The organism is Streptomyces sp. NPDC127100 (assembly GCF_042724095.1).
GTDB lineage: Bacteria > Actinomycetota > Actinomycetes > Streptomycetales > Streptomycetaceae > Streptomyces.
In genome coordinates, this window is sequence record NZ_JBHXFL010000090.1 from 1 (window position 1) to 8,864 (window position 8,864).

At 71.1% G+C, this 8,864-nt stretch carries 1 protein-coding gene; it reads left to right on the forward strand.

Features of this window, described 5'->3' with window-relative positions; translation table 11 throughout:
• Positions 1–8,864 (forward strand): SDR family NAD(P)-dependent oxidoreductase (locus ACFWJB_RS35175; RefSeq protein ID WP_386927372.1); only part of this gene is annotated, 8,864 nt, incomplete at both ends.

Below are 8,864 nucleotides of genomic sequence, written 5' to 3' on the forward strand. Positions count from 1 at the left end.
AACGCGTATTTGGATGCGTTGGCGGAGGCGCGGCGGGCTGAGGGTCTGCCGGCGACGTCGATCGCGTGGGGCCCCTGGGCCGACGACGGCATGGCCGTCAGCAGTGCCGAAGTCAGCCGTACCCTGCGGCGCACCGGTATGCGCCCGATGGATCCCGAGCAGGCACTGAAGGCTCTGGAGAGGGCCCTGGTCCTCGACGACGCCGCAGTCGCTCTGGTCGACGCGGACTGGCAGCGCTTCGCGGACACCTTCGAGGCCCGGCAGCTGTCCCGCACGCTCAGCGGCATCCCGGAGATCGCCCAGCTTGCGGAAGCGGCCGGAACCCGAGCGGCGGACACGGAACACGCCGAAGGGGCCTCCGCTCTCGTCCGCAAGCTGGCAGGGCTGCCCGAAGGCGAACAGCACCGGATCGTGCTGGAACTCGTACGTGCGCACGTCGCCGCCGTCCTCGGACACGCCGGGGCCGACGCCATCGCGCCCGGCCGCGCGTTCACGGAGATCGGCTTCGATTCCCTGACCGCGGTGAACCTGCGCAACAGGCTCAACGAAGCCACGGACATGCGCCTGTCGGCCACACTGGTCTTCGACTACCCCACACCGGCCGCGCTCGCCTCCCATCTGCTCACCGAACTGGTCGACGCGCGCGACGACGAGATCGTCCCGTCGCTCCCGGCCCCTGCGGCCGCCGCCGACGAGCCCATGGCGATCGTCGCCATGAGCTGCCGCTTCCCCGGAGGCGTGGCGACCGCGGAAGAACTGTGGAGCCTGCTCGCCGCAGGCGAGGACGCCCTCACCGGATTCCCGACGGACCGCGGCTGGGACCTCGACGGGCTGTACGACGCGGACCCGGAGGCGCTCGGCAAGAGCTACGTCCGCGAGGGCGCGTTCCTCTCCGACGTCAGTGGCTTCGACGCGGACTTCTTCGGTATCTCGCCACGTGAGGCGCTGGCCATGGACCCGCAGCAGCGGCTGCTGCTCGAGACGGCCTGGGAACTGTGGGAACAGGCCGGCGTCGACCCCGAGTCGGTGCGCGGCAGCCGAACGGGCGTGTTCATCGGCACGAACGGCGCTGAGTACGTGTCCCTCGTGGACCAGGGCTCGGACGTCACCGAGGGCTACGTCGCCACGGGCAACGCGGCCAGTGTCGTCTCGGGGCGCATCTCCTACACGTTCGGTCTCGAGGGCCCTGCGGTCACGGTGGACACGGCGTGTTCGTCGTCGCTGGTGGCCCTGCACCTGGCGGCGCAGTCGCTGCGCCAGGGCGAATGCTCCCGGGCGATCGTCGGCGGTGTCTCGCTGATGGTCTCACCCCGGGGGTTCGTGGAGTTCAGCCGTCAGCGGGGGCTTGCTCCCGACGGCCGGTGCAAGGCGTTCGCGGCCGGCGCGGACGGCACCGGCTGGGGTGAGGGCGTCGGCCTGCTCCTGCTGGAGCGGCTGTCCGACGCCCAACGCAACGGACACCAGGTGCTGGCCGTGGTGCGGGGCTCGGCCGTGAACCAGGACGGTGCGAGCAATGGTCTGACGGCGCCGAACGGCCCGTCGCAGCAGCGGGTGATCAGGGCCGCTTTGGCCAACGCGGGGCTGTCTGCCGGTCAGGTGGACGCGGTGGAGGCGCACGGCACGGGTACCAAGCTGGGTGACCCGATCGAGGCGCAGGCGCTGCTGGCGACCTATGGTCGGGACCGGTCGGAGGACCGGCCGCTGTGGCTGGGCTCGATCAAGTCGAACATCGGGCACACCCAGGCCGCGGCGGGTGTCGCGGGGATCATGAAGATGGTGCTGGCGATGCGGCACGGGCTGCTGCCGCAGACGCTGCACGTCGACGAACCCTCCCCGCACGTCGACTGGTCCTCCGGCACCGTGCGGCTGCTGACCGAGACCGCCACTCCCTGGACGGAGGGGGAGGAGCCCCGCCGAGCCGGTGTGTCGGCGTTCGGCGTCAGCGGTACGAACGCGCACGTAATCCTGGAACAGGCTCCCGCTGCCCTGGAGAAGCCGGTTGCGGAGTCCTCGCCCGGCGAGTCGCCGAGTGTCGCACCTGTGGTGGTGCCGTGGGTGGTGTCGGCGAAGTCCGAGGCGGCGCTGCGGGCCCAGGCCGAACGACTGAGGTCGTTCGTCGCGGACGGAGCCGAACTCGCCCCGGTGGATGTCGGGTTGTCGCTGGTGACGACGCGTTCGGTGTTCGAGCATCGCGCTGTGGTCCTGGACGGTGCCAACGGGCTCGAAGCGCTGGCTGAAGGCCGTGAGGCCGCAGGCGTGGTGCGGGGGAGTGCGGCCGGTGTCGATGGCCGTGCGGTGTTCGTGTTCCCGGGCCAGGGCTCGCAGTGGGCCGGAATGGCGGCCGAACTGCTGGACTCCTCACCCGTCTTCGCGGAGCGGATGGCCGAGTGCGCGATGGCCCTCGACCCGTACGTGGACTGGTCGCTGACCCATGTCCTTCGGGACACGGACGCTGACGCCTGGCTGAGTCAGGTCGATGTGGTGCAGCCGGTGTTGTGGGCTGTGATGGTGTCGCTGGCCGAGGTCTGGCGGTCGGTGGGCGTGGAGCCCGCTGCGGTGATCGGTCATTCGCAGGGCGAGATCGCCGCCGCGTGTGTGGCGGGTGCCCTGTCGCTCGAGGACGCGGCGCGGGTGGTGGCGCTGCGCAGCAAGGCGATCGGGGCGCTGTCGGGGCGGGGCGGCATGGTGTCCGTGTCGCTGAGTGCCGACGAGGTCGGCGAGCGGCTGTCGGCCTGGGGTGGTCGTCTGTCGGTGGCGGCGGTCAACGGCCCGGCCGTGGTGGTCGTGTCCGGAGATGCGGACGCCCTGGACGAGTTGCTGGCGTCGTGTGAGGCGGACGGTGTGCGGGCCCGTCGCGTGGCGGTGGACTACGCCTCGCACTGTGCGCACGTCGAGGAGATCGAGGACGTCCTCCTGCGGGACCTGGCGGGCATCAGTCCTCGGGCCGCGACCGTGCCCTTCTACTCGACCGTGACGGGTGGAGTGCTGGACACGTCGTCCCTGGACGCGGGTTACTGGTATCGCAACCTGCGTCAGACCGTCCGCTTCGCCGAAACCCTGCGTGCACTGCTGGACGACGGCTTCTGTCTGTTCGTGGAGTCCAGTGCGCACCCGGTGCTGACGATGGGCGTCGAGCAGACGGCCGAGGAACACATCAACACCTCTGTCACGGCAGTGGGTTCGCTGCGTCGTGGCGAAGGTGGTCTGGGGCGTTTCCTGACCTCTGCCGCGGAGGCGTTCGTCGGCGGCGCTGCCGTCGACTGGGCCGGAGTGTTCACGGGCACGGGTGCCCGTCGCGTCAAGCTGCCCACCTACGCCTTCCAGCACCAGCGCTACTGGGTCGAACCGTCCATCGCCCGCCAGGGCGACGTGACGTCGGCCGGTCTCTCGTCCGCCGATCACCCGATGCTGGGCGCGGCCGTGACGTTGCCGGAGACGGGCGGGCATCTCTTCACGGGCCGGCTGTCGACACAGTCCCACCCTTGGCTCGCGGACCACGTCCTCTACGGCTCGGCACTCCTCCCGACCTCCGCCTTCGTGGAGTTGGCGTTGCGTGCCGGGGACGCCGTCGGCTGCGGTCGGCTGGAGGAGCTGACGCCCGAGACGCCCCTGATCCTGCCGGACAGCGGAGCGATTCAGCTCCAGCTCGCGGTGAGCGGACCGGACGACTCCGGCCGCCGTACGCTGAGCGTCTACTCGCACCCCGGGGACGGGGCCTCGGAACTCCCCTGGACCTGCCACGCGCGTGGTGTGCTGACGGCAGACGTCCCGGTGAACCCGGAGGCGATCGCTCGGGGGCTCGGCGAGTGGCCTCCGGCGGACGCCGACCCCGTCGATGCCGAGACGTTGTACGAAGGCGATGAGGAAGGTGCCGGCCTCGTCCGCGGCCCGGCTTTCCGTACGGTGCGTCAGGCGTGGCGCCGAGGCCAGGAAGTCTTCGCCGAGGTGACGTTGCCGGAGGAGCAGCGAGCGGACACCGGGCGCTACGGGATGCATCCGGTGCTGCTGGACGCCGCCTTCCATGCCCTGGACGGCATGGGGCTCAGCTCGGACGGCGACACGGCCGTGCTCCCGCACGCCTGGAACGGCGTCTCGCTCCACGCCACCGGTGCGACCACGCTGCGCGTGCGGCTCACGCCGACAGCGCGGGACGGTGTCGCGATGCTGCTGGCCGACGAGTCCGGCCAGGTGGTGGCCACGGCGGACGTGGTGACGGCCCGGACGGTCACGCCGGACGACGTGGCCGTCGGGGGACAGGTGCCACACCAGTCGCTGTTCCGCGTGGAATGGGCGGCTCTGCCGACGGCGTCCGCCGCAATGGCGGCGGACGGTGCCCGACGGGCCTTCGTAGGCACCGGCGAGGCTGAGCTCCGCACTCTTCTCGGAGGCACCGGAACGGCCACTGACCAGTACGGCGCGGTGTACGCCGGTCTCTCCGACGTGCTGACGAACGACGAGACAGTGCCCGACTACGTTCTGTTGCCGTTCCTCTCCGCGTCCGACTCCGGTGCCGGTGTGGGTGATCCGGCGGTGGTGCGGTCGGTGACGCGTCGTGCGCTGGAGGTGTTGCGGGAGTGGCTGGGTGAGGAGCGGTTCGCCGGGTCGCGTCTGGTGGTGGTGACCCGGGGTGCGGTGTCCGCTGTGCCGGGTGAGGATGTGACCGATCTGGCGGCTGCTGCCGTGTGGGGGTTGGTGCGGTCCGCGCAGGCGGAGCATCCGGAGCGGTTCGTGCTGTGTGACGTGGACGGGCGCGAGGTGCCGGGCGGGGTGCTCGACGCGGTGCTCGCCACCGGTGAACCGCAGATCGCCGTACGCGAGGGGCGGGCGTCCATCCCGCGGCTGGCCAGGGCGACGGGCGCCGCCATTCCGGCGACGCCGGACTCCGGGGCGACGTCCGACTCCGTGTGGGACACCGACGGCTCTGTGCTGATCACCGGTGCGAGTGGTGTCCTGGGGCGCCTGGTGGCGCGACACCTGATCGCCGAACACGGCATCCGGTGCGTGGTGCTGGCCTCGCGCCGGGGACGCGACATGCCCGGCGCCGCCGAACTGGAGCAGGAACTCAACGCTTTGGGGGCCGACGTGGTCTTCGAGGCGTGCGACGTGACGGACCGCGACGCGCTGGCCGGGCTGCTGGCGCGGATCCCCGCAGAACGCCCGCTGCGCGGAGTCGTCCACGCGGCCGGAGTCCTGGACGACGGCGTCATCGAGTCGTTGACGCCGGAACGGCTGGACCGGGTACTGCGTCCCAAGGTCGATGCCGCCGTGCACCTGCACGAGCTCACCAAGGACATGGGCCTGACGGCGTTCGTCCTGTTCTCCTCGGCCGCCGCGACCTTCGGCGCGGCCGGCCAGGGCAACTACGCGGCGGCCAACATGTTCCTGGACGCCCTGGCGGCGCACCGGCGCGCGCACGGCCTGCCCGCCGTCTCGCTGGCCTGGGGCTTCTGGGCCGAGCGCAGCGGGATGACCGGCCACCTGGGCGAGGTCGACATGGCCCGCATGGCGCGCTTCGGCATGACTCCGCTCCCCGCGGACGAGGGGCTGGCACTGTTCGACGCGGCCCAGACGACGGACGAGTTCCTGCTGGTGCCGACCCGTATGGACGTTGCCGTACTGCGCGCCCACGCACGGCCCGGAACCGTACCCGCGATCCTTCGGTACCTCATCGGAGCCCCGGCCCGCCGGGTCGTCGAGTCGGCCGACGACGGCGGAACCCCCGCCCTCGCACGGCGCCTGGCCGGCCTCGCACCGCGCGAGCGGGAGGGCGTCCTGCAAGAGCTGGTGGCCGACAGCGTGGCAGCCGTCCTGGGGCACGCGGACGGCGTCGCGGTGGAGCGTGCCTTCAAGGACCTCGGTTTCGACTCGCTCACCGCGGTCGAACTCCGCAACCGCCTCAACGCCGCCACCGGCCTCAAGCTCTCCGCCACACTCGTGTTCGACTACCCGACCCCGGTCGCTGCCGCCCGCCACATCCTTGGCGAGCTGCTGGGAGCGGATCACTCGGACGACGACCGGCAGGCAGCCGCCCCGCACCCGGCGACGACGCCGCGGACCGTGCCCGAGGACGAGCCGATCGCCGTCGTCGGGATGGGCTGCCGCTTCCCCGGCGGCGTACAGACCCCCGAGGACCTGTGGCACCTGCTCGTCAACGACGGTGACGCGGTGGCCGGCCTGCCCACCAACCGCGGCTGGGATCTGGAGGCGCTCTACCACCCGGACCCCGACCACAAGGGCACGGCGTACGCGCGTGAGGGTGGGTTCCTTTACGACGCCGGTGATTTCGATCCTGGGTTCTTCGGTATTTCGCCGCGTGAGGCGTTGGCGATGGATCCGCAGCAGCGGTTGTTGTTGGAGACGTCGTGGGAGGCGCTGGAGCGTGCGGGTATCGACCCGGCGTCGGTGCGCGGCAGCCAGACCGGCGTGTTCTGCGGTCTGACCTACCACGACTACGGCGACCTGGTGCAGCAGGCCGGGGAGGCCTCTGAGGGCTACCTGATGACCGGCAACGCCGGCAGCGTCGCTTCGGGGCGGATCTCGTACACGTTCGGGTTCGAGGGTCCCGCGGTGACGGTGGACACGGCGTGTTCGTCGTCGCTGGTGGCCCTGCACTGGGCGGCCCAGGCACTGCGCCAGGGCGAGTGCACGCTGGCGCTGGCCGGTGGCGCGACGGTGATGGCCAGCCCCGGTGCCTTCGTGGAGTTCAGCCGCCAGCGGGGGCTCGCTCCCGACGGCCGGTGCAAGGCGTTCGCGGCCGGCGCGGACGGCACCGGCTGGGCGGAGGGCGTAGGCATGCTGCTCCTGGAACGGCTGTCGGACGCCCGGCGCAACGGGCACCAGGTGCTGGCCGTGGTGCGGGGTTCCGCGCTCAACCAGGACGGTGCGAGCAACGGTCTGTCCGCGCCGAACGGTCCGTCGCAGCAGCGCGTGATCCGGGCCGCGCTGGCGAATGCGGGGTTGTCGGCCGCTGAGGTCGACGCGGTGGAGGCGCATGGCACGGGGACGAAGCTGGGTGACCCGATCGAGGCGCAGGCGCTGCTGGCGACGTACGGCCAGGATCGCCCGGAGGACCGCCCCCTGTGGCTTGGCTCGATCAAGTCGAACATCGGGCACACCCAGGCCGCGGCGGGTGTCGCGGGACTCATGAAGATGGTGCTGGCACTGAGGCACGGCGTTCTTCCCCAGACGCTGCACGTCGACGAGCCGTCACCGCACGTGGACTGGTCGGCCGGTTCCGTTGAGCTGCTGACGGAGTCGGTGGCGTGGCCGGAGACCGGCCGTCCTCGCCGGGCGGGCGTGTCGTCGTTCGGTATTAGCGGCACCAACGCGCACGTGATCCTGGAGCAGGCTCCGGCTGTCGAGGTGGAGCCGGTTGCGGAGTCCGCTTTGGGTGTCGCGCCGGTGGTGGTGCCGTGGGCGGTGTCGGCGAAGTCCGAGGCCGCGTTGCGGGCGCAGGCCGGGCGGCTGGCCGAGGCTGTGAGTCAGGCCGAGCTTGCGTCGGTGGATGTGGGTTGGTCGTTGGTGTCGGCGCGGTCGGTGTTCGAGCACCGTGCCGTCGTGCTGGACGGGCTGGCTGGTCTGGGGGTGCTGGCCGAGGGCGGTGAGTCCGCGGGCGTGGTGTGCGGGCAGGTGGTGCCGGGTCGGCTGGCGGTGCTGTTCTCGGGTCAGGGCAGTCAGCGGGTCGGTATGGGCCGGGAGTTGTATGAGGCCTTCCCGGTGTTCGCCGAGGCGTTCGATGAGGTGTGCGCGGGCTTCGACGGTCTGTTGGAGCGGCCGTTGCGTGAGGTGGTCTTCGCCGATGACGACGGGGTGCTGGACGCGACGGAGTTCACGCAGTGTGCTCTGTTCGCGGTCGAGGTGGCGTTGTTCCGGTTGGTGGCGTCGTGGGGTGTGGGTCCTGATGTGGTGGGCGGGCATTCGATCGGCGAGCTGGCTGCTGCCCATGTGGCCGGCGTGTGGTCCCTCGAAGATGCGTGTGTGCTGGTGGCGGCGCGTGGCCGGTTGATGCAGGCGTTGCCCGCTGGTGGGGCGATGCTGGCGGTGGAGGCCGAGGAGTCGGTGGTCCGGGCTGCGCTGGCAGACCGGGAGAGTGTGGATGTCGCGGCGGTCAACGGCCCCACTGCTGTGGTCGTCTCCGGTTCTGAGGAAGTGATCGCGGGGCTGGAGGAGTTGTGGCGGGGTGAGGGCCGTCGGGTGCGTCGGCTGCGGGTCTCGCATGCGTTCCATTCGCCGTTGATGGAGCCGATGCTGGCCGAGTTCCGCGAGGTCGCCCGGTCCGTTGCCTACGAGGCGCCGAAGCTGGCCGTCCTGTCGAACGTGACCGGTGAACTCGCCGATACGACTGTGGTGTGTGACCCGGAGTACTGGGTGCGGCACGTGCGGGAAGCGGTGCGCTTCGCCGACGGAGTGACGCACCTGGCCGAGCATGGTGTGACGGCCTGCCTGGAGCTGGGTCCGGACGGGGTGCTGTCCGGGATGGGCGCCGAGTGCGTCCCGCAGATGCTGTTCGCCCCGGTGCTGCGCAAGGACCGTGACGAGGCCGACGCGCTGGTGCGGGCTCTGGCGGAGGTGTATGTCCGCGGCCATGCAGTGGACTGGGCTGGTTTCCTTGCCCCGTCCCGTCCCCGGCTGGTGGACCTGCCCACCTACGCCTTCCAGCGAGAGCGGTACTGGGTCCAGCCTGTCCAGCCCGAGGCAGACACCGCACTCGACAGTCGTGACTCGGTCGAGGCTGGTTTCTGGGATGCGGTGGAGCGGGGGGATGCGTCTGAGGTGGCGGATCTGCTGGCGTTGCCGGCTGAGGGTTCGTCGCTGACGGCGGTGTTGCCTGCGTTGTCGGCGTGGCGTCGACGGGACCGTGAGTT